Genomic DNA, 20,880 nt, shown 5'->3' on the forward strand with positions numbered 1-20,880 from the left:
AATTAGTTAAGATTTAATGTAAATCAGGTCTATTTTTTGAATATTTTAATTGTGTTAGCATTTGTTTTTGTATCTTCTAATTCTTAAACAATTAAACACTAAAATAAATGAAAAAAATTTTACTATTGAGTACTTTATTATTAGGTACATACTCACTAAATGCACAAAATAAATCTGCCACAGATTTACCTTATTCGTACGTTTTCGAAACGGAGGACCTTGACGGATGGACAATTATTAATGCTGGAAATGGTAACAATTGGGCCGTTCATCAAGCTTCTTCAGAAACGCCAGATCCTTCAGAAGGAAAATATTATATGATGTACTATTTTCATGATAATCCAGCTAATTCATATTTATTTTCAAAAGGTCTTAATTTAAAAGCAAACGAAAATATTAATCTACAATTTGATTATATGGGAATTGATGCTTGGTTTCCAGAAAAAATGGAAGTACTAATTGGCTTGAATCCTGATGTCGAGTCGATGACACAAAGACTTTGGATTGATGAAGAAATTATAAATTACCCTTACGAAACAGCTTCTGTAAATTTTGAAGTTCCTACCGATGGAGTCTATTATATTGCTTTTAGAGCCTTTTCTGATCCAGATCAATTTTACTTAAGCTTAGATAATATTATCATCAAAAAAGAATCATTGGCTACGCAAGAAGTAAATAAAACAAAATTGACGTATTATCCTAATCCTGTAAAAGATGTTTTAACGATTAAAAACGATCACAACATCAAAAACATTGAAATTTTTGATTTATCTGGTAAAACGTTAATTAAAAAAGTGTACGATTCTGCTAACATTGATGTCGATATTTCAAAAATACCAAAAGGAACGTATATGGTAAAAATAAGTAGTGAGAACAGTAAAAAAACAATAAAAGTAATTAAAGATTAACGTTCAGTTTTTGATAAATTTTCATATATTTAATTACAAAACAATGTTACATAAAACGGATAGAAAGCTTTTATATGTAAGCATTCTATTCGCTTTAAATTCATAAAGAATTGATAAAAAAACGTTTTCTATTGGCTTATTTCTTAATTTTGTAATTCTAAATCTATCATTCAACAAATGAAAATTAATTTTAAACATATTTTATTGTGTCTTGGAGTTACTTCTATTGGATTAACATCTTGTTCATCTAATAAAAGTTCGAACAAAATAGTCTATAAAAAAGTAGAAACTAAGCAACCTACAAAACCTGCTGAACCTACAATTCCGACTACACCTAAAACAGAAATTTCTACAAAAAAAGACGACATTTTTACAGTAAAATTACCCGATGTTAATCGCGAATTCCGAGCAGCATGGGTGGCTTCTGTTGCAAATATCAATTGGCCTTCGAAACGAGATTTATCGACAACACAGCAAAAAGATGAAGCGATAAAGTTGTTGGATATGTTAGAAGCTAACAATTTTAATGCAGTTATATTTCAAGTTCGTCCGGCTGCAGATGCAATGTATAAAAGTAATTTAGAGCCTTGGTCTTATTTTTTAACTGGACAACAAGGGAAAGCACCTTCGCCTTATTACGACCCCTTAGAATTTTGGGTAGAAGAAGCACATAAAAGAGGTTTAGAATTGCATGTTTGGTTAAATCCATATCGAGCACATCATAGTAGCGGTGGCTCTGTAACCAGCGAATCTATGGTGAAAAAATCTCCAAACAATGTGGTGAGATTGAAAAATGGAATGTACTGGTTCGACCCTGCTGATAAGAAAACACAAGATCACGTTTCAGAAGTTGTTCGTGATATTGTTTCTCGTTATGACATTGATGGTGTTCATTTTGATGATTATTTTTATCCTTATGCTTCTTACAATGGCGGAGCAGATTTTCCTGATACTAAAACATGGAATGTTTACAAAAATAATGGAGGAAATTTATCGCGAGCAGATTGGCGTCGTCAAAACGTGAACACAATTATCGAAAGAATATACAAAGAAATAAAAGAAGAAAAACCTTTTGTGAAATTTGGAATTAGTCCTTTTGGAATATGGAAACCGGGCTACCCTTCTGGAATTACAGGTTCTTCGCAATATGATGAATTATACGCTGACGCAAAATTATGGTTAAATAAAGGTTGGGTTGATTATTTTTCACCTCAATTGTATTGGCCAATTAACTCAACTGGGCAAAGTTTTCCTAAATTATTAGAATGGTGGAAATCTGAAAACACACATAATCGTCACCTATGGCCTGGTTTGAATACAGTTGAAGTTAAAGTTTCGGACAGATCAACGGAGATTACAAATCAAGTTAAAATGGCTGGTGAAATTTTACAAAATAATGTAGGTGTAATTCACTGGAGTATTGCAGGTTTAACAAAAAATCCTTCGATGCTGAGTTATTTAAAAGAAGGACCTTACAAAACAAAAGCGTTAGTACCAACGATGAATTGGATAAAAACAGATCATTTGGCAAAACCAAGTTTAATTGTAAATGCTAAAACATCGGAAGTTGTAATGAATTGGAGTGATTATAAAATGCAATCAAATGTGTCAAAATGGATTTTGTACACACGTTACAACAACGATTGGGAAACCTCTATATTGGATAAAACAAAAACGAACCAAACCGTTTTAAAACATAAAGATGGAAAAAGCTTAACCGCTGTTGCGCTAAAAGCTGTAGACCGTATAGGTAACGAAAGTGATTACGTTGCTGAAAGAATTAATTAAAATTTTAATGGATATAAAATAAAAACTGGACTTCAACTTGAGGTCCAGTTTTTGTATATTTAGTTCTAAATAATTTCTAATGAAAAAAGAAAATATAATTCTTTATATAATGCTATTTATTCCTCTTTTATTTTTGGGAGGAGTAGCTGGTTATTTTTTTCTTTTCTCTAAACCTTATGTTCCTAATGAATATTATAAAACAATCCAATACAAAGGAATTGTTCAAAAAATTTATACAAAATATGAAAGTAGAGGAAATAAGCGAATGGTTAGAGTCAATTTTTTTGACTATTTTTTACCTTACGATGAAGCTGATAAATTTATTGAAAAAGGAGACTCTATTGTGAAAAATAAAGGAGAAACATCTTTACATATTTATAGAAATCATAAACTAATTAATAGTTTAAAATAAAAAAAAGTCATTACAAAAAATGCAATGACTTTATATACTGATTATTATCTCTTTTAAATTGATTTTTGATAAATGTAATCATCCATAATGTATACATTTCCGATATCAAATGTTTTCGATTCCATATTTTTGAAACCATTTTTCTCATAAAAACGAATTGCTTTTGCATTGTTTTTATTAACGGTTAAATGAACTGCTTTTGCACCTTTTTCTTTTGCATAATCCACTACTCTATTCAACATCAATTGTCCAATTCCTTTGGTTTGATTAGATTCTTTCAAGTAAATTTTTGATAAGAACACTGTATTATTCTCATCCAATTTATAATGTAAATAACCAGAAGGAACATTATCAATCTTTAAAATTTCCCAAACATCACCGTTTGCAATTCCTTCGTTTACCTTATCGTTATTGTACATCATATCAATCATATAATCGATTTGATCTTGTGCTAATAAATCTTTGTAACACTCATTCCAAATTTCTCTTGCTAAAGGTTGAACTAAATGTATATTTTTCTCATTAACGGTATGAAAATGACAATAAACATTAAGTTTAACTGGATTTATTTTTTGTTTAACTTCTATATTTTGTAGCATTTCATCTTTACGTTTGTCAATTGCACCTTCTAACATTTGTAAGGTCCACTTACGTTTCAAAGAATTGTAATAAAACATTCCAATTCCAATATATAAAAAGACTTGCACAGCAATAGTAACGTAATTTTCTACTAAGTATTTATTCATTTTTAGGCTATTCTCCATCAAATTATCCATTGATGAACTACTAAAATTAACACCAATATCAATAATTCCTGAAGCAAACAACATTACAAATACAAAAGAAAACGCTATTTCTCCTGCGATATACAACCCTACTGCGGATAAAACTGTTTTTAATTTATCCTTTTTGAAAAATTTTGCTAAAAAATAAAACTGAAAACTAAATATGATGATTAGAAACACTGATTGTAATTTTTTTATATCTCACAAAAATACGAAAAATATAAGCGTAATCCTTTATATTTGTATGAAACATATCAAAACAAAAAGTGATTTATTATGTATAGCGATAAATTTCAGAACTATTTACAATCTCAGTTAAATGACTTAGAAGAACAAGGACTGTTCAAAAAAGAACGCATCATTGCTTCTCCTCAAAGTGCAGAAATCACATTAGAAAATGGTCAAACATTGTTAAATTTTTGTGCAAATAATTATTTAGGATTATCAGATCATAAAGATGTTATTTCGGCTTCTCAAAAAATGTTAGATGATCGTGGATACGGTATGTCATCTGTACGTTTTATTTGTGGAACACAAGATGTTCACAAACAATTAGAAAAGAAAATCGCTGATTTCTTAGGAATGGAAGACACGATTTTATATGCAGCTGCTTTTGATGCAAATGGTGGTGTTTTCGAACCATTATTTACTGAAGAAGATGCTATTATTTCTGATGAATTAAACCATGCTTCTATTATTGACGGCGTTCGTTTGTGTAAAGCTGCTCGTTACCGTTACAAAAATAATAATATGGCAGACTTAGAAGCGCAATTGATAGCCGTTTCTGAAAAAAATCATCGTTTTAAAATCATTGTAACAGACGGTGTATTCTCGATGGATGGTATTGTAGCAGACTTAAAAGGTGTTTGTGATTTAGCCGAAAAATACGATGCACTTGTTATGGTAGATGATTCTCATGCAACTGGTTTCATCGGTAAAACTGGTCGTGGGACACATGAACACAACGAAGTAATGGGACGTGTAGACATTATTACTTCTACTTTGGGTAAAGCTTTAGGTGGTGCAATGGGTGGATTTACATCTGGTAAAAAAGAAGTAATTGAAATGTTGCGCCAAAAATCTCGTCCATATTTATTCTCTAACTCTTTAGCTCCAGGAATTGTTGGTGCTGCTTTGCAAGTGTTAGATATGTTAGAAACTGATACTTCTTTACGTGATAAAGTTATGTGGAATGCCAATTACTTCCGCAAAGAAATGGTAGCTGCTGGTTTTGATATTCCAGAAGGTGATGCTGCTATTGTTCCAGTTATGTTATACGATGCAAAATTATCTCAAGTAATGGCAGATAAATTATTAGCTGAAGGTGTATATGTCATCGGCTTCTTTTTCCCTGTTGTTCCTCGCGATAAAGCTCGTATCCGTGTACAGTTATCAGCTGCACATACAAAAGAACAATTAGATCATACAATTGCAGCTTTTATTAAAGTTGGTAAAGAATTAGGAGTGATTAAGTAGTTATTATCTAAATATTATAAAAAAGGTCGGTTTAAAACTACCTTTTTTATTTCATCAAAAATGATTATTTTACAACTAATATTAATTGCCATGTTCAAGTTATAAGTGCAACTGGCCAAGTAGATTTTAGTTTTTCGATAGGGCTAATATAGCCAAACTTTCTTACTCTTCTATTGTTAATTAATTTTTCTATTTGTTTGATTCTTAGGTTACTTACTAAATTCAGGTCTGTTTTCTTTGGTAAAAATCTTCTTATCAAGCCTATTCTGTTCTCAACAGTTCCTTTATCTTGTGAGGTGTAGGGTCGGGTGAAATAGGTTTTGATATGGTGTTTTTCGGCTATTTGTTTGTGTCTGGCAAACTCTTTTCCGTTGTCAAAAGTCATGGTTTTGATCCAGCTGCTACTTATTCTGGATATTCTTTTATTGATTAATTCTTGAATGTTTTGAGGGTCTTTTCCTTGCAATTTGTCTAAGGTGGTTACCAAAGTTGCTCGGTCTGTCATCACTAATAGAGCTGATTTGTGGTCTTTCCCCATCATTAAATCGACTTCGATGTCTCCCAATCTTTCTCGTTGTTCAACTACTTTTGGACGTTTCTCAATGGATACTCTGTCTTTGATTATACCTCGGGTTTGTTTATAGTTGCCTCTTTTGAATCTGCGCCTGCCATGTCTTAAAAATTTATACAGATTTTTATAGGGCGCGTCAGCTCTTCGATTACTCTTTTTACAGTCCCATATCCATTGATAGATGCATTCTAGAGAAACACCCTGAACGCCCATGCACTTCCATTCTACAGCAATCAATTCTGGACTTAGTTGTTCATTCTTTAACCAATTAGCTGCCTGATTTTTAAGCGACTCTGTGAATTTTACTGCCTTGTTTTTTTGTTTGTGCCTTAAACTTGTTTTTTCTTGCGCCAAATCAGGAATATAGCTACCTGCGTGTAGACCACGCTTACCAATATTTCTTTGTAATTCACGCGTGATGGTAGATTTATGTACGCCTATTAAATCAGCAATATCTTTTTTGCTTTTTCCTGCTGTCAAAAGTATTCCAATTTGGTATCTTTGTTCCTGGTCGAGTTGTTTATATGTTTTTTTCACAAATCAAATTTAACACTTGGCTAATCATTGGGGGCTAGCCCCCAATGATTTAATTTGAGTTGCACTTATTTGTTGAACTTAGAATTTTATAAAATGTCAAAATATTTTCTTTTTTTATTATTGATCTGTTCAGAAACATTTGTGTTTAGTCAATTTCAAAACAAACAGCTTTTTGAAGAAGTCAAAAGATACGAAAACGGTAAAATAAAAACTATCATTGGACTAAATGAATATGATAAAAGAGAAGGTATAACTTACGAATATTTTCCAAACGGTTTACTTTTTAGAGAAACAAGCTATGTAAATGATAAAAAAGAAGGCATGGAAATTACTTATTTTCCAAATTCCGTTATCGAAAGTAGAGGATTATTCATTAATGATTTAGCAGAAGGAGCATTCCAATATTTTTATAAAAACGGAAAGCCATTTGCTACTTTAGTATTTCAAAACAATTTACTCGTAACTGCCAAAGATTGTTATACAAGCAAAGGTGAAATAGTATATTGCGGACCTATAAATAATGGAAATGGTGTATTTTTAAAATATGACAAAAAAGGAAATCTAATTTCTAAAGATTACTACAAAAATGGAGTTTTCCAACGTTCAGAACATGTAGAAGTCAACTTAAAAAAGTAATAAATAGACAACTAAACGCCACCTTTTGTCTTTCAAAATCCTTACTTTTACAACAATTCAACAAAGAAAATTTCAAAATGGCTCAATTCATAGAAAATGTTGTAAAAGATTTATTGCATAATCAAACAAATTTTATCAATACGACTTTGGTCTTACCAGGAAAGCGTCCTATGCTTTTTTTTAGAGAAGAATTTCAACGTCAATCGCAAAATATCATTCTCCCTCAAATGAAAAGTATCGAGGAATTGATGAGCGAACTTTCTGGTTTAGAAATTATTTCTGGTATCAATCTTTGGTTCAAAGCCTATCAAGCTTATAAGAAAATCGTTGACAAACCAGATTCTTTCGAAGATTTTATCAAATGGGGACCAACTGTTTTAAAAGACTTTGATGATATTGACGCTTCCTTGCAACCTGCGAATAAAGTGTTAGATTATTTGGTTTCGGTTGAACGAATCAATCAATGGGGTGAAGGAAAAATTGATATTGGTAAAAATGAAATCATTCAAAATCATTTAACTTTTTGGGGAATCGTTTCAAAGTTATACGTTCAATTGCAACAAGATTTACTTGATTCGAAGGAAGGTTATGCTGGAATGGTTTTTAGAATTGCGAGCGAAAAAGTCAACGAAATTGTTGAGAACAAAACTTCTCATTATGTATTTGCTGGTTTCAATGCATTAACGAAAGCAGAACAAGCGCTTATTTTTAAATTAGAAAAAGAAAATTTAGCCACTTTATATTTTGATGCAGATAAATATTACTATGAAAACCCCAATCAGGAGGCGGGTTCATTTTTAAGAAAATACAAAGAAAAAATAAAACCAATTAATTGGGTTGTTGATGAATTTTCGAAGCCAAAAAATTTACACACAATTGGTGTTGCAAAACAAGTTGGACAAGCAAAATACATCGCAGATTTAATCCGAAACCTGAACGACGATGAGATTAAAAATACAGCTTTAATTTTGGCTGATGAATCTATTTTACCTGCAATTCTAAATTCATTACCCGAAAATATTACGCATCTTAATATCTCGATGGGTATTCCATTACGTTCGGTTCCATTAGCACAATTTTTCAAATCGATTTTCGAATTGCAGATGAATCGCGAAAAATTAGGAAAAGGATCGATGTTTTATTTCAAGAATGTTTTACAAATTCTCGAAAACAAAACCTTATCTCATTTTAGTTCGGATAAAAGTCGACAACTAATTGATGAAATTCGTACTCAAAATCGAATATTCAATTCAGAGAAATCAATTCAAAATGCGTTAGAAAATTCTATTTTCAAATCCATTTTTCATATTCCAACATCTATTACAGCATTTATTCATCATTTAAAAAATTGGACAGATGAATTATTGCATCATCCTTCGATGAATGATTTATTAACGAAAGAATACTTGTTCTTTTTCAAAAAAGTATTCAATCAATTACACGAAAACTTACTACAAGTAAATGATATAAAAGATTATAGAACATTATTTTTGTTGTACAACAAAATCGTTTCTTCCGAATCTATTTCGTTTATTGGCGAACCATTGAAAGGTTTACAATTAATGGGACTTTTGGAAACACGTTTGTTAAATTTTGACAACATTATCATGACTTCTATAAATGATGAAATTTTGCCTTTGGGACGACAAAACAATACATTTATTCCGTATGACATTCGCAAACAAATGAAATTGAATACATTTACCGAAAACGATTCGATTTATGCGTATCACTTTTACCGATTGATTCAACGTGCGAAAAATGCTTACTTTGTTTATGATACAGAAGCAGACGGAATGGGTTCTGGCGAAAAATCTCGCTTTTTAGCGCAAATAAAATTTGAAAGTCATCACAAGATGAAAGAAATTTTTGCTGCACCAAGTTTTGTTACAAAACCATTGAAAGAAATTATTGTTCCTAAAACAGATGAAACGATGAAAAAACTTTGGAATTGGGCAGAATACGGAATCTCTCCTTCTTCTCTTTCTTCCTATTTGCGTAATCCATTGGATTTTTATGAACAACGAATCTTCAACGTAAAAGAAGTTGAAGAGGCCGAAGAAACCGTAAGTGCAAGAACTTTAGGGAATATTGTACATGGTGCTTTAGAAGATTTATATCAACCTTATTTGAACCGATTTTTACACGAAAACGATTTCAAATTAATTGAAAAAGAAAAATATAAGACTTTACAAGTTCATTTTCAGAAGGAATATAAAGATGGACATTTAGACAAAGGTCCAAACTATTTGATTTATAAAATTGCAGAACGAATTGTTGACGGTGTTTTGTCAAAAGATGTGAAAACGGCAAAAGAAAATGAATTTATCATTCAATCATTGGAATCAAAACACGAAGTAGATTTTACCTTGACCAATGGAAAAGTAGTAAAACTTAAAGGTGTTATTGATCGTATTGATTCTGTTAACAATCAATTGCGAATTATTGATTACAAAACAGGTTATGCGAAAGATATTTCGGTTAAAACAGAAGAAATCGAAGTTGTTTATCAAAAAGAAGATAAAGCGAAACAATTGCAATTAATATTTTACGCGCATTTGTATTATTCCAACAAAGAAAATATAAATAAAGAAATTGAGTTGTGTATTTATCCTATCAAATTTCCGAATAAAGAATTAATAAAACTTTCTGTTGATAAGAATACAACGATCAATTATTCTATTGTAGATCACTCTAGTGAACCAATGGCAAGCTTAATTGAAGAAATTCTAAATCAAGAAATTCCATTCAAACAACCAGAATAGTACTCAATACACCATAATAAAACCCTTTGTATCGTATTCTAACAAAGGGTTTTATATTTAATTAACGTATAATTCCATTTAAATTCTTAATATTTTGCTAAAAAATAGTAGTTTTGGAAAAGTTTAAAATCGCATAATGAAAAATAACAAACTTTTTATAGCTATCATCGTTGCCTTGTTAATTGGTGTGGCTGTTGGTGGTTATGTACATTACTACACCTCTCCAGAATTTATTAAAACATTTTCGACAAATATCAAATTACTTGGTACTATTTTTATTCGACTTATTCAGATGATTATCGCGCCATTAGTTTTTTCAACTTTAGTTGTAGGTATTGCTAAAATGGGTGATATGAAAATGGTTGGACGCGTTGGAGGGCGTGCCATGGGATGGTTTATTACAGCTTCACTTACTTCTTTGGTAATCGGTGCTGTTGTTGTAAATATAATGAAGCCTGGAGAAGGCATAAACATAGAAATGGATGCGAGTTCTGCTCAAGATTTATTAAAAGGACAAGCTTCATTAACATTAGAACATTTCATTACACACATGATTCCAAAATCTGTTTTTGAAGCGTTTGCAACAAATGAAATTTTACAAATTGTAGTTTTCTCTATTTTCTTTGGAGTAGCCATGGCTGCTTACGGAAAAGAAGGAGAAATGATCACAAAAGCTTTAGATAAAATTTCGCATATCGTTCTAATCATGGTTGGTTACGTAATGTGGACTGCACCATTGGGTGTTTTAGGAACTATTGCTGCTGCTATTGCAACTTACGGATTCGGAATTTTCGCATTATATGTTAAATACTTAATCGCTTTTGTAATAGGAATCGCCTTATTGTGGTTAGTATTATGTATCGTTGGATACTTTATTTTAGGAAAACGTTTATTCGACTTATTAAGACACATCAAAGCACCATTATTAATCGCTTTCTCAACAACTTCATCCGAAGCTGTTTTCCCTAAATTAGTAGAAGAATTAGAAAAATTTGGTGCCCAAAAGAAGATTATTTCATTCACTTTACCACTCGGATATTCCTTCAATTTAGATGGATCCATGATGTACATGACCTTCGCATCCTTATTTATTGCACAAGTTTATGGCATCCATATGCCAATCGAAAAACAAATCTTGATGTTATTGGTTTTAATGTTAACGTCAAAAGGTGTTGCAGGAGTGCCAAGAGCTTCATTGATTGTAGTTGTTGCAACTTGTTCGATGTTTGGTATTCCACCAGAAGGAATTGCTTTGATTTTACCAATAGACCACTTCTGTGACATGGCTCGTTCGATGACAAATGTACTTGGAAACGCTTTATCTACGGTTGCTGTAGACAAATGGGAAGGACATGTTGCGATTGAACAGACTTACACACATGATGAAGATGATCATCAAAAAGCTTAAAAAAATTGCTTTTCAATGTATAAAAACAAATGCGACCTTTTTCGGGTCGCATTTGTTTTTATAATCTTATTCGTTATGATATATAAAAATACTTTTTATATAGTATCATCTTCTTCAATTCCCCAGAATGTCCAATATTTTCCATTAAACATATATAAATTATCACTTAAGGTATCATAACAAATCATTCCTGCATATGGTGATTTTACATTTTTTGCTGGATTCTCTATTTTTGGCAAAATTAAAGCTCTGTCATCAGACTCTAAAACTAATATACCTATTGCATCAGTAGTATCATTTCCTATAATCATTCCAGTTTTCGATGAAGATTCTATAGTTTCTAATTTTGATGGATTCAATCCCTCTACTCCATTCATATCAATCCAAGTTTCACCATCAAAAAACATCACCTTTGCAGAAAACTCATCGTACACAAATGTTCCTTCCGAAATATCATGCATTTTATTCACATCCTCTACATGAGATAATACTATTCCTTTTGTTGTTTCTGATTGAAAATCTATCAATCCACTTCCATCTACATTCGCCTTACCAATAGAAATTTGACCAAATAATATCTGAATTTTTAAAATAAAACTAATTAGTATTAACCTATTTCTACTATTCATAATCATAACATTTTTGTTTTATACAAGACCATTTTGTTCCATTGTATAACTTTATGCATTTATCATCAGAATCATATACAATCATTCCTCTTACTGGTAACAAAATATTTTTTTCTGGATTCTTATTTCTCGAGATAACAAGTCCCTTATTTTTTGATTCTAATACCAAAAATGCATTTGGAATGTCATTTGGCCATAATGGGGTTGTCCTAGTTTCTGTGGTTGAAATGCCAACAACTGAATTTGTGTCTGTAGCTTCAGGATTAAATGGTTTAAAGCATGGACAGGCATAAGTAGTTATTATTTCACTAAAATAAATACAACCATCATTTAATGTTACTGTCATAAAATAATCCGCTGATTCTGTATCTTTATAAGGTATATCGTAAGTAATAGTTGTAGCTCCTGGAATTAATTTTCCATTTTTATACCATTGATAAGTACCTGAAAATTGATTTAATTCTGATTGTAATACTGATATTCCTGTATCTCCTGTGCATGCTAAATCATTACGTTTATTTTTAATGATTACTTTTAATTCTGGAACAATTCCAAAACCAGAATAATACCCTCCAAATCCTGCATCACCACTTGCACCTAAAATTTGAGCTTGAATTGTTCCTAATGCTGAAATTTTTATATTTCCTAATCCCTTGCTTCCTATTGCATATCGATATGAAACCCAATCAGAATTTCCAGGTACATTAGTTGGCCCTTCTGATTCAGATAGTTTTTCATTATTTAATTCAATTATAGGTTTAAAACTATCTCCTTTTCTTGCAAGAACTGATAAGATTGTATTTGGATAACTTGTATCACCAATCGTTTTAGCATCTGGTATTAAATCAACAGAATTTTGTCCATTGCATGAAGTTGGAGGTATAAGCATGAAATTATTTGTTTGAAAACCACTACTTCCAAAAACTTTATGAAAAACATACACTGGTTTATCACTAGATATATACATGTTTTTATTCATAAAATTAGAACCAGGTACAATTAAATAATCCCCAATTTTTGTTAATTTATTTTCGATAGTTGATTCATTAACTGTAATTTTAGTATCTTCTTCTGTTGCTATAACAATGACTCTTTCATTATTTATAGAACCATTACCCTGCATTATTATATACTCAGTTCCTACATATTGTATTGGTATTATTTGATCTAATCCGATATCTCTATTGTCTGCTTTACCGCCTTGTTGAAGCAAACCTCCAACAGTAACAGATATCTGTTTACTTGACTGAATCCTTGCACCTAACCATCCGTTATTTTGTACTGTTATAGCTCCTTTCTTCATTTTTGCATACAATATGTATGATTCACCCTTGTTCAAATTGACAGAAATAGTTGGGTGTATTATTGGAGCCAAACCATTACCATTCAAAAATTCTAATCCTTCTTCATAATTGTCTACAACAACTTCTGTGTTATCTTCTGTTGCTGTAAAAGAAAGCATTGTACCAACGTTACTAGTAGTATTAGAAAACTCATTTGGTGTCCCACCCCATAAGAATGTTTTTCCTAAAGCAACTTTTCCTTTTGTTAAAACTGTTCCAGCATGTCCTGTATGTCTTGCTCTATAATTAACATAAAAAGATTCCTTTGATTTAAAAACCAGCCCTCCCTCATTTGATTTTATAATTGTACCAGCTCTATTTGTTGGTAAAGAAACAGCAGATAATCCAGGTTTTAATATAGAATTACTTGTATTAACAAAACTTATCCTTACTGGTTGTTCATTACTCAACGTTATTAAACCATCACTAACATAAGATTTAGTTGCTAACGATAAATTAACCACTAATAATCGAGGTGATGAAATTTCATCCGGATATGTTACTTCAACAGTAATAGGTTCTTTAGATGGTGTAGATAAGTAAATAAATTCTTGCGTTACTGAAGAAGCGTAATCTCCAAATACAAGCGGTTGTAAATAGTGTATATTATCTAATTGGGAATAACAAGTTTGACTTATCAAAATATTTATGAATAGAAATAATTGATAAATAGTTTTCATATTTATTTTTTCGCGAAATTAACACTTATAAATCTATAACAGCTACTCTATTTAAGATAAATCAAAAATACATTCATTTTATAATCAATTCAATTTGGGAAGTTTAAATGATTATAAGTACTTAATTGTTTTTATTTTTTATATATTATACGATAAAAAAATATAGAAATTTGAAGTTCAATTATTTAAAATAATTAAACCTCAAAAGCTATAAAAAAAATATAATGATTGCTATTTTCTACAACTCATCGTATTTCGAAAAATTTGGATCAACAATTCTTTTCCAAACAGGATGTTTTTTGATGTAAGCAAAAACATAAGGACAATACGGAAATAAGACGTTACCATGCTCTTCCAAATAAACCAATGTTTTTTCAACCAAAGCTGCAGCTACTCCTCTACCGCCCAATTCATCAGGAACTTCTGTATGTATTAATTTGATTACATTGTCATCTTGCTTGTAATCAATAAACGCAATAAAACCATCAACATTTAGTTCAAACCTTACTGTTTTTTCATTCTTTACAACTTGTAAAGGAATTAATTCTTCATTCATGTTTATAAATTTTTTCTATTACAATAATCCATAAATTTTAGCAGTCTTTCATTGATGTACATCAAAAAAAAAGCAACCAAATAATTTGGTTGCTTTTAGATCATATCTTAAATTGATTTTAATTCGATTACTGTAATTTCTGGCCAGACACCTACTCTACCAGGGTAAAAATGGTAACCAAAACCTCTATTCACATTGATTATTTTTCCTTCAAAATCATAAAAACCTGCCCATTGTGGATAAACATATTGTGACGGGCTCCAACGTAAACCAATTTTCGGAACCTCAATCCCCAACTGCATACCATGCGTATGTCCAGATAATGTTAAATCAAAATGTTTAGGATGATGCTTCAATATTTCGTTCCAATGCGAAGGATCATGAGATAATACAATTTTAAAATCATCAGTATTGACAGTGCGAGAAGCAACATCAATATCACCTAATTTCTTAAATCGTGTTCCCCAATTTTGAACACCAATCAACGAAATTTTTTCATTATTTATTGTAATCAATCGATTTTCATTTAACAACAATTGCATTCCTATTTTAGGGAAAATTCTTTTAATCTTCTCGAAGTTTTCTTGCTTCTCTTCCTCTGATTTCCAATCCGAATACTCTCCATAATCATGATTTCCTAAAACTGCAAAATTACCATATTTACCTTGTTTAATTTTCGAGAAAATATCGTACCATTTATCCATTTCCCAGTAAAAATTATTCACTATATCACCTGTAAATAACAATATATCAAACTCTTGTTGATTAATTAAATCTACGGCTTGCTTTATTTTTTCACGATTATCCAAACTTCCCGAATGTATATCAGTAATATGTAAAATCTTAAATCCATCAAATGATTTTGGTAAACGTTCGTAAACCAGTTTTTTCTTAATGACTTTAAAATTATATTTCCCTAAAGTCATTCCATAAATCAAACTAAAAAAAGGTATAGAAGCTACTGTTAATCCAGTATTCATTACAAATTTTCGACGAGAAGGTAAATAAGAATCTGCTTTGGGTTGATGATTACTCATTCGATTGAATAGCCAACCTAATCCTCTTATAATATCTTGAATTAGGAAAAATATAATCAAAATTAAACGAGGAAAACCAAACAACATAAACAAACCTGTTCCCCACATTGTCGCTTGCGTTTGCCCTACATTACGGTCGAAAAAGATTAAATGATAGCCAAAATTCGTCAAAACAAGAAGCCAAATGAGCATATTTCCAAAAAGGAAATACTTGTTGTGATAAAATTTTTTAAAGTTAAAATAGAGGTAAATTTCAAGTATTACTGAAATAATTATTAGCGTGATAACACTATTGACAAACATTACTTTGATTGATTTTAAACAAAAATAAAACAATTCCAGAAATAAATTACTTTTCATCATATTCTTAACAGAACATTATAAAATTTATAGATAATTTAGGCTAAAAATTTGCATGATAAAAACGTAACTTTGTAAAACATTTTTAAGCATAAATTATGGAAAATAGATTACCTGTAACGGTACTTTCTGGATTTCTTGGAAGCGGAAAAACGACACTTCTCAATCATATATTACACAACAAAAAAGGATTAAAAGTTGCGGTTATCGTAAACGACATGGGAGCGGTAAATATTGATGCACAAATGGTATCTCGTGAAAATGATTTGATTCAAACCGATGAAAAATTGGTTGAATTGAGCAATGGTTGTGTTTGTTGTGAATTGCGCGAAGATTTAATCGTTGAAATCGAAAAATTAGCAAAATCTGGCAAATATGATTACTTAGTAATCGAGAGCTCTGGTATTTCTGATCCAGGACCAATCGCACAATCATTAGATTTTGTTTCGCCTGATGGAAAAGTAGATTTACCAAAAGTTGCTCGTTTAGATACTTTGGTGACAGTAGTTGACGCTTATAATTTCTTCAAAAACTTAGGAACTGATGAAGATGTTTTTGATCGTGGATTTACAGAAAACAGAGAAGATAATCGTCCAATTGTCAACTTATTAATTGATCAAATTGAATTCTCTAATATCATCATTCTAAACAAAATGGATTTAGTCGAAGAAGAAACCTTGATGAATATCGAAGCATTTGTTGCAAAATTAAATCCTACGGCTAAAATAATTCCTGCAAGTTTTTCGCATGTTGAATTGACTGAAATATTAAATACAAATTTATTTGATTTCGAAAAAATTCAAGACATGGATGCGTGGGTAAAATTATTGGAAGAACAAGAGCACGAAGAGCATCACCACCATCATGATCACGAATGTGGAGCAGATTGTACACATGAACATCACGATCATTTAGAAGAAAAATATGGAATGACTTCTTTTGTTTACAGACAAAAAATTCCGTTTCATGCAGAACGTTTTTTAACGTATTTGAATGATGATTTCCCTGCTACTATTTACCGTTCGAAAGGATTATTTTGGTTAGCAAATCGTCCCGATGAAGCTATTTTCTTGAGTCAAGCTGGTGGTAGTATCCGAATTGATCCTGCGGGAGCTTGGTGGTGTTCGATGCCATATGACGAAAGAATTCAGTTTGCAGCTTATCAATTTAATCAAAAACAAATTGATGCAAAATGGTCGAAGGAATGGGGAGATCGAATGATTGAACTTGTATTTATTGGGCAAGGATTAGATAAAGAAAAAATAACAGAAGAATTAAATTCTTGTTTATTAAACGAACAAGAAATTGCTGAATGGCAAGCAAAGCATAATTCATAAAACTGTCATTTCATCAAAAAATTAATAAAACAACAAAGGCTGAAAGTAAACTTTCAGCCTTTGTTGTTTCTAAACATAAATTGTTTTTATTTTTTGTAAATTAGTCAAGACTAAAACAGCTATTTTCTTCGTTCAGAACCAAACAACACTTAGCCTTTTATTTTCAACATCTTAATGAAATACATAAACGTTATCTTATATTATCTATACACAATACCTATAATATGAAAACAAAATATTATTTATTAATTTGTTTATTAACTACATTTGGAATTAATGTTTCGGCACAAACAGGTCACATTAATAAAAGAATGTTTGAGATACCAAATTCTAAATTATCTTTATACAAACCAACAAATTATCAATTTTTTCCTGAATTATTTCGAATTCAATCTGATCAAGATAAATTTGTTCAAATATCAGAATTAGTAGGAGCTAATTATTTGGAAGGTAAAGAAAAGCTTCTACAGAAAATTAAAGGTACTAATGCACAAGTAACTCATAATTTAAAAATCAATAATTATGATGCCATTTTAATTGTTTCACCACAAGAAGTTAAACAAATTACTCAAAATCTTCTATTATTTGGAGATGAAAATTTAACTGTTATGGTTGTAGGCATTTCTCCGATAAATGATAAATTGTCACAAAAAGAAATTCAAGAAATATTATTATCTGTAAACTACAATAATAATATAAAATTTAAAGAACCTCTACTTCCGTTTACAATTAATCTAAAAGAATCAAAATATAAATTAGCTAAAGTGTTAAGTGGATTAGCTTTCTTTACAGTTGGAGGTAAAGGATCTCCATTTGGAGATGAATTAATCAATAATTTTTCAGTACAAGTATTTCCTTCTAATTTCCCATTAATTGAAATGGAAAATTATTCAAAAAAATTCGTTAACGATTTATCTAATAATAATTTTAAAGAAAAGAATGTTAAAATAATTAGTCAAAATTCTAAGACCTATACTGAAAGTAAAGATAAACTTTATGAAACAATTGTGAATTCTGAATATAAAGGTAAAAATCATCAAATGATTTTAATTCTAAAATCAACAGAAGATAAAACAATATTATTTTTAGGGACAGATTTAGAAGGAAATAATATCGAAATATTTAAAGATATTTTCAAAACCATTAAACTTAAATAACATCGTATTATTCAATATATTATTAATTTTAGAAAAATTAACAAAACCAAAAATCTCGCTATAACAGCGAGATTTTTTCTATATTTTTTGTTTTTGATTGAATGAATAAATCAAGTAAAACAAGAATGGTAAAATAAATATCGAACCGAGTAATAATGCCCAAGCTAACATATTTATCGTACTCAACGCACCGTAATCTGTTAATAAAGACAACGTTGATCCATCCTTGAATAAAACCAAATTTGGAAAGTGAGAATAAGTTGCCGCAAATAAAATCATCATCACAATAATTCCTGCGTAAACTTTTAGCCATGTATCTTTCGCTTGATTTAATGATTTTAGTAGTAACACAATCGAAATTGAAGCGATACCAACTGCTATATATCCATAAATCTCTGACGTTATCCAGCTAAATAACGGAATGTTTTTCCAAATTGAAACAGCAAAAACAAATGCGCCTGCTACAAAAATCAATGCGGTATAAATTTTCGCACGTTTTCTTAAAATCACTTTATCTTCATCATTTTTTACAGTTTGAATTGAATAAACCGAAGCCAAGAAAGCACAAATCACAACAGTGAATAAGCCAACTGAAAAATTAAACCAAGTCAACCACGAAAAAATATAAGCATCTTGAAAAGTTTGCGCATTAACATCAATACTTCCCGAAACAATAGAACCAGCAATTATACCTAAAAATAATGGTGTTACAACACTCGAATAAGTAAAAATTACATCATACAAATTGTGCCATTTATCATTAATTGCATCATAATTTCTGAAAGTAAACGATGTTCCTCTTGCAATAATTCCCAATAACATGATTACTAACGGGATGTGCAAATAATTTGAGATTTCTGCATACATCTTAGGAAAACCAACAAATAAAATAACAATGACAATGATTAACCACATGTGATTTGCCTCCCAAATTGGTCCAATCGAATTGTACATAATCTTCTGCGTTCTTTTTTTATAACTCTTTTCCGAAAATAATTCAACTATCCCTGCACCAAAATCAGCGCCTCCTAAAATGAGGTACAAACAGATGGCAACCCACAAAAATGCTATTACTACGTAAATCATATTCTAATGTTTTTCTGGTTTATAATTTGGATCTTCAGGATCATAAAGTTGAGCAACCATTTGTATTTGTCTATTCATTAAAAAGACCAAAATAATAGATAAGGTAATAAATACAAACGTAAAAATGTAAAACGAATATTGGATACCAGGCATTGGTGTTACTGAATCTACCGTTCGCATGATTCCATAAATAATCCATGGTTGACGCCCCACTTCTGTCACCGTCCAACCTGCTTCCAAAGCAATGTAACCAAATGGTGTTGCAATCATAAATAATTTATAAAACCATCTTTTTGATAACCAATCTTTCTTGAAAAAATGAGCAATCAAATAAATTATCGCAATTCCCATCATCAACATTCCAAATGTAATCATTATTTGAAATGCGTAATGAACTATCGCAACCGGTGGCCATTCATCTTTCGGAAATTCTTCTAAACCTTTGACAGCTGTTTTAAAATCTGAATGAACCAAAAAACTTAATACACCTGGAACTTTTATTGCGTATTTGATTTCTTCATTATCTTCATCCACTATTCCCCCTAAAACAAATGGCGCACTTTCTTCTGTTTTGAAATGCGCTTCCATTGCAGCTAATTTTATTGGTTGACGTTCTGCTACATCTTTCGCTGAAATATCACCACTTAAAGGCGCTAATAAAGCAGCAACAATAGCTAAAACGGAACTAATTTTGAACGCTTCTCGATGAAAATTTACATTCTTCCCCTTCAAAATCAAATAAGCATGTAAACCTGCAACTGCAAAACCTGTTGCACAAAAAGCAGCAATCGTCATGTGCAAAGCTTGAGAAAACCAAGCATCATTGAACATCGCTTTTACTGGATCAATGTTAAGGTATTCGCCATTTACAAAATCAAAACCAGAAGGTGAATTCATCCAAGCATTTGCTGCTACAACCAAAATACCTGAAGCTAAACCACTAACACCAACGATTACACCACAAATCCAATGAAACCATTTATTAAATTTGTCCCATCCGTAAAGAAAAAAACCAAGCGCAATAGCTTCAATAAAAAAAGCTGTTCCTTCTAACGAAAAAGGCATTCCGAAAATTGGCCCAGCGTGTTCCATAAATTTAGGAAACAATAATCCTAACTCAAACGAAAGCATTGTACCAGAAACTGCTCCCGTAGCAAATAAAATTGCAACTCCCTTACTCCAAGCTTTGGTTAACCCTTTGTAAATTTCGTTTTTAGTTTTGAGGTATTTGTAGTGAGCGATTGCCATCATAAACGGCATCACCATTCCAACACACGAAAAAACAATGTGAAAGGCAAGCGACATCGCCATTTGACTTCTGGCAGCAATAAAATCGTCCATAAGTAGTTGTTTATAATTTGTTTGTTGGTTAAAGTTACTAAATAAAAAGAGGCAATTCGATTTTGAAT

At 30.8% G+C, this 20,880-nt stretch carries 17 protein-coding genes; 9 read left to right on the plus strand and 8 right to left on the minus strand.

The window, feature by feature from the left end; all coding sequences use genetic code 11:
• Positions 1-107: 107 nt before the first annotated feature.
• From NZD85_RS03720 to NZD85_RS03730, 3 genes are all read left to right on the plus strand, one after another.
• A complete protein-coding gene (locus NZD85_RS03720) occupies positions 108-908 on the plus strand; it encodes a T9SS-dependent choice-of-anchor J family protein (protein WP_260543471.1) in 801 nt (266 codons plus the stop codon).
• A 177-nt stretch (positions 909-1,085) separates the two neighbouring features.
• Entirely contained in the window at positions 1,086-2,696 is a 1,611-nt protein-coding gene (locus tag NZD85_RS03725) for a glycoside hydrolase family 10 protein (protein WP_260543472.1), read from the plus strand.
• A 79-nt stretch (positions 2,697-2,775) separates the two neighbouring features.
• Positions 2,776-3,108: a hypothetical protein gene (locus NZD85_RS03730; protein ID WP_188319859.1), complete on the plus strand. Its 333-nt coding sequence runs from the start codon at positions 2,776-2,778 to the stop codon at positions 3,106-3,108.
• Between the two features lie 53 nt (positions 3,109-3,161).
• On the opposite strand, the gene NZD85_RS03735 is transcribed toward NZD85_RS03730, so the two are convergent.
• Positions 3,162-4,073, minus strand: a complete 912-nt coding sequence (locus NZD85_RS03735; protein WP_260543474.1) for a GNAT family N-acetyltransferase — start codon at positions 4,071-4,073, stop codon at positions 3,162-3,164.
• Between the two features lie 96 nt (positions 4,074-4,169).
• Between NZD85_RS03735 and kbl the strand changes: the two genes are divergently transcribed.
• A complete protein-coding gene (gene kbl, locus NZD85_RS03740; protein ID WP_260543476.1) occupies positions 4,170-5,369 on the plus strand; it encodes a glycine C-acetyltransferase in 1,200 nt (399 codons plus the stop codon).
• 94 nt (positions 5,370-5,463) lie between these two features.
• Here the strand turns inward: kbl and NZD85_RS03745 are convergent, their stop codons facing one another.
• Complete coding sequence (locus tag NZD85_RS03745) at positions 5,464-6,477, minus strand: IS30 family transposase (RefSeq protein WP_260543479.1); 1,014 nt, start codon at positions 6,475-6,477, stop codon at positions 5,464-5,466.
• A gap of 93 nt (positions 6,478-6,570) precedes the next feature.
• Here NZD85_RS03745 and NZD85_RS03750 point away from each other — a divergent pair, with 93 nt between their 5' ends.
• The 3 genes from NZD85_RS03750 (at position 6,571) to NZD85_RS03760 (ending at position 11,286) form a co-directional block, all read left to right on the plus strand.
• Positions 6,571-7,113 (plus strand): toxin-antitoxin system YwqK family antitoxin, encoded by a 543-nt coding sequence (locus NZD85_RS03750; protein WP_260543481.1) that lies wholly within the window; start codon positions 6,571-6,573, stop codon positions 7,111-7,113.
• Between the two features lie 77 nt (positions 7,114-7,190).
• Entirely contained in the window at positions 7,191-9,878 is a 2,688-nt protein-coding gene (locus NZD85_RS03755; protein ID WP_260543483.1) for a PD-(D/E)XK nuclease family protein, read from the plus strand.
• Between the two features lie 136 nt (positions 9,879-10,014).
• Complete coding sequence (locus tag NZD85_RS03760) at positions 10,015-11,286, plus strand: dicarboxylate/amino acid:cation symporter (RefSeq protein ID WP_225540215.1); 1,272 nt, start codon at positions 10,015-10,017, stop codon at positions 11,284-11,286.
• A gap of 95 nt (positions 11,287-11,381) precedes the next feature.
• On the opposite strand, the gene NZD85_RS03765 is transcribed toward NZD85_RS03760, so the two are convergent.
• The 4 genes from NZD85_RS03765 to NZD85_RS03780 form a co-directional block, all read right to left on the minus strand.
• Entirely contained in the window at positions 11,382-11,915 is a 534-nt protein-coding gene (locus tag NZD85_RS03765) for a hypothetical protein (RefSeq protein ID WP_260543485.1), read from the minus strand.
• Positions 11,908-13,938: an IgGFc-binding protein gene (locus tag NZD85_RS03770; RefSeq protein ID WP_260543486.1), complete on the minus strand. Its 2,031-nt coding sequence runs from the start codon at positions 13,936-13,938 to the stop codon at positions 11,908-11,910. The genes NZD85_RS03765 and NZD85_RS03770 overlap by 8 nt, the downstream gene beginning before the upstream one ends.
• Positions 13,939-14,176: 238 nt before the next feature.
• Positions 14,177-14,494: a GNAT family N-acetyltransferase gene (locus tag NZD85_RS03775; RefSeq protein WP_260543487.1), complete on the minus strand. Its 318-nt coding sequence runs from the start codon at positions 14,492-14,494 to the stop codon at positions 14,177-14,179.
• A 107-nt stretch (positions 14,495-14,601) separates the two neighbouring features.
• A complete protein-coding gene (locus tag NZD85_RS03780) occupies positions 14,602-15,723 on the minus strand; it encodes a metallophosphoesterase (RefSeq protein ID WP_260543489.1) in 1,122 nt (373 codons plus the stop codon).
• 266 nt (positions 15,724-15,989) lie between these two features.
• On the opposite strand from NZD85_RS03780, the gene NZD85_RS03785 reads away from it, so the two are divergent.
• Entirely contained in the window at positions 15,990-17,228 is a 1,239-nt protein-coding gene (locus NZD85_RS03785) for a GTP-binding protein (RefSeq protein ID WP_260543490.1), read from the plus strand.
• Positions 17,229-17,452: 224 nt separating this feature from the next.
• On the plus strand, positions 17,453-18,385 hold the full coding sequence (locus NZD85_RS03790; protein ID WP_260543491.1) for a hypothetical protein: 933 nt from the start codon (positions 17,453-17,455) through the stop codon (positions 18,383-18,385).
• A 78-nt stretch (positions 18,386-18,463) separates the two neighbouring features.
• Here NZD85_RS03790 and NZD85_RS03795 read toward each other — a convergent pair whose 3' ends face one another.
• Positions 18,464-19,471, minus strand: a complete 1,008-nt coding sequence (locus NZD85_RS03795; protein ID WP_225540206.1) for a cytochrome d ubiquinol oxidase subunit II — start codon at positions 19,469-19,471, stop codon at positions 18,464-18,466.
• 3 nt (positions 19,472-19,474) lie between these two features.
• The gene (locus NZD85_RS03800) at positions 19,475-20,812 is read right to left on the minus strand and encodes a cytochrome ubiquinol oxidase subunit I (protein WP_260543497.1); all 1,338 of its coding nucleotides are present in this window, start codon (positions 20,810-20,812) and stop codon (positions 19,475-19,477) included.
• Positions 20,813-20,880 lie beyond the last annotated feature (68 nt).

It is taken from the genome of Empedobacter stercoris (assembly GCF_025244765.1).
Taxonomy (GTDB): Bacteria; Bacteroidota; Bacteroidia; order Flavobacteriales; family Weeksellaceae; genus Empedobacter; species Empedobacter stercoris.

Bases quoted from the DNA above. Each gene is read 5' to 3' on its own strand.
- NZD85_RS03720 (WP_260543471.1), top strand. From the start codon at position 108: ATGAAAAAAATTTTACTATTGAGTACTTTATTATTAGGTACATACTCA.
- NZD85_RS03725 (WP_260543472.1), top strand. From the start codon at position 1,086: ATGAAAATTAATTTTAAACATATTTTATTGTGTCTTGGAGTTACTTCT.
- NZD85_RS03730 (WP_188319859.1), top strand. From the start codon at position 2,776: ATGAAAAAAGAAAATATAATTCTTTATATAATGCTATTTATTCCTCTT.
- kbl (WP_260543476.1), top strand. From the start codon at position 4,170: ATGTATAGCGATAAATTTCAGAACTATTTACAATCTCAGTTAAATGAC.
- NZD85_RS03750 (WP_260543481.1), top strand. From the start codon at position 6,571: ATGTCAAAATATTTTCTTTTTTTATTATTGATCTGTTCAGAAACATTT.
- NZD85_RS03755 (WP_260543483.1), top strand. From the start codon at position 7,191: ATGGCTCAATTCATAGAAAATGTTGTAAAAGATTTATTGCATAATCAA.
- NZD85_RS03760 (WP_225540215.1), top strand. From the start codon at position 10,015: ATGAAAAATAACAAACTTTTTATAGCTATCATCGTTGCCTTGTTAATT.
- NZD85_RS03765 (WP_260543485.1), bottom strand. From the start codon at position 11,915: ATGAATAGTAGAAATAGGTTAATACTAATTAGTTTTATTTTAAAAATT.
- NZD85_RS03770 (WP_260543486.1), bottom strand. From the start codon at position 13,938: ATGAAAACTATTTATCAATTATTTCTATTCATAAATATTTTGATAAGT.
- NZD85_RS03775 (WP_260543487.1), bottom strand. From the start codon at position 14,494: ATGAATGAAGAATTAATTCCTTTACAAGTTGTAAAGAATGAAAAAACA.
- NZD85_RS03780 (WP_260543489.1), bottom strand. From the start codon at position 15,723: ATGCTCATTTGGCTTCTTGTTTTGACGAATTTTGGCTATCATTTAATC.
- NZD85_RS03785 (WP_260543490.1), top strand. From the start codon at position 15,990: ATGGAAAATAGATTACCTGTAACGGTACTTTCTGGATTTCTTGGAAGC.
- NZD85_RS03790 (WP_260543491.1), top strand. From the start codon at position 17,453: ATGAAAACAAAATATTATTTATTAATTTGTTTATTAACTACATTTGGA.
- NZD85_RS03795 (WP_225540206.1), bottom strand. From the start codon at position 19,471: ATGATTTACGTAGTAATAGCATTTTTGTGGGTTGCCATCTGTTTGTAC.
- NZD85_RS03800 (WP_260543497.1), bottom strand. From the start codon at position 20,812: ATGGACGATTTTATTGCTGCCAGAAGTCAAATGGCGATGTCGCTTGCC.